Here is a 2238-nt window from a genome sequence, read left to right on the forward strand (position 1 = left end):
GTTCCGGTAGCAATGTCACTTCGACCCTGAACATCAGCGTCACCCCGGTCGATGACAACTTCACCGTTGCCCGCGTCACCCTCTCCCCCCTGGCAGACACTTCCGTTACCGGCAGCGTCCTCACGGCTACCTCAAGCGTCGACGGCGACGTGACCGTGGTCAACTTCACCATCGGCACGAACACCTACACCGCTGGTAGCACCGCAACCATCGCCAATGTCGGTACTCTTGTGATTGGAGCGAACGGGGCGTACACCTTTACTCCGGCAGCCAATTACAACGGCACCGTGCCAGTGGTCAGCTACACCGTCACCGACGGTTCCGGTAGCAATGTCACTTCGACCCTGAATATCAGCGTCACCCCGGTCGATGACAGCTTCACCGATGCCAGCGAAACGGTCTCCACCCTGGAAGACACTGCCGTGACCGGCAGCGTCCTCACGGGTACCTCGAGCGTCGACGGCGACGTGACGGTGGTCAACTTCACCATCGGCACTAGCACTTACACCGCTGGTAGCACCGCGACCATCGCCAACGTCGGCACCCTGGTGATCGGGGCCAACGGGGCGTACACCTTTACTCCCGCTGCCAACTACAACGGCACCGTTCCAGTGGTCAGCTACACCGTCACTGACGGTTCTGGCTCTGACGTCACCTCGACCTTGAACATTAGCGTCACCCCGGTCGATGACAACTTCACCGATGCCAGCGAAACCGTGTCCACCCTTGAAGACACTGCCGTGACCGGCAGCGTCCTCACTGGTACCTCGAGCGTCGACGGCGACGTGACCGTGGTCAACTTCACCATCGGCACGAGCACTTACACCGCTGGTAGCACCGCGACTATCGCCAATGTCGGCACCCTGGTCATTGCGACGAACGGGGCGTACACCTTTACTCCGACTGCCAACTACAACGGCAGCGTGCCAGTGGTCAGCTACACCGTCACCGACGGTTCCGGTAGCAATGTCACTTCGACCCTGAACATCAGCGTCACCCCGGTCGATGCCAGCTTCACCGACGCCAGCGCAACGGTCTCCGCCCTGGACGACACTGCCGTCACCGGCAGCGTCCTCACGGGTACCTCGAGCGTCGACGGCGACGTGACCGTGGTCAACTTCACCATCGGCGCCGCCACCTACACCGCCGGCAGCACCGCGACTATCGCCAACGTCGGCCCCCTGGTGATCGGGACGAACGGGGCGTACCCCTTTACTCCGGCCACCAACTACAACGGCAGCGTGCCAGTGGTCAGCTACACCGTCACCGACGGTTCCGGTAGCAATGTCACCTCGACCCTGAATATCAGCGTCACTCCGGTTGATGACAGCTTCACCGATGCCAGCGAAACCGTCTCCACCCTGGAAGACACCGCCGTTACCGGCAGCGTCCTCACTGGCACCTCGAGCGTCGACGGCGATGTGACTGTGGTCAACTTCACTATCGGCACTAGCACTTACACCGCTGGTAGCACCGCGACCATCGCCAATGTCGGCACCTTGGTCATTGCGGCCAATGGCGCCTACACCTTTACTCCGGCCGCCAACTACAACGGCACCGTTCCAGTGGTCAGCTACACCGTCACCGACGGTTCCGGTAGCAATGTCACTTCGACTCTGAACATCAGCGTCACCCCGGTTGATGACAACTTCACCGATGCCAGCGAAACCGTGTCCACCCTTGAAGACACTGCCGTTACCGGCAGCGTGCTGACTGGCACCTCGAGCGTCGACGGCGACGTGACCGTGGTCAACTTCACCATCGGCACGAGCACTTACACCGCTGGTAGCACCGCGACCATCGCCAATGTCGGCACCCTGGTGATCGGGGCGAACGGGGCGTACACCTTCACCCCAGCTGCCAACTACAACGGCACAGTGCCTGAGGTCAGCTACACCCTCACTGACGGTTCCGGTAGCAATGTCACTTCGACCCTGAACATCAGCGTCACTCCGGTTGATGACAACTTCACCGATGCCAGCGAAACGGTCTCCACCCTGGAAGACACTGCCGTTACCGGCAGCGTGCTGACTGGCACCTCGAGCGTCGACGGCGACGTGACCGTGGTCAACTTCACCATCGGTGCGAACACCTACACCGCCGGCAGTACGGCGACTATCGCCAATGTCGGCACCTTGGTGATTGGGACGAACGGGGCGTACACCTTTACTCCGGCTGCCAACTACAACGGCAGCGTGCCAGTGGTCAGCTACACCGTCACCGACGGTTCCGGTAGCA

General features: G+C 61.3%; 1 protein-coding gene. It reads left to right on the forward strand.

From position 1 onward, the window contains the following. On the forward strand, positions 1 to 2238 hold a 2238-nt coding region (locus tag UB23_RS11860; protein WP_045059506.1), incomplete at both ends, for a beta strand repeat-containing protein.

The sequence above is a fragment of the Pseudomonas sp. ES3-33 genome, from assembly GCF_000952175.1.
In the GTDB taxonomy this organism is placed as follows: domain Bacteria; phylum Pseudomonadota; class Gammaproteobacteria; order Pseudomonadales; family Pseudomonadaceae; genus Aquipseudomonas; species Aquipseudomonas gregormendelii.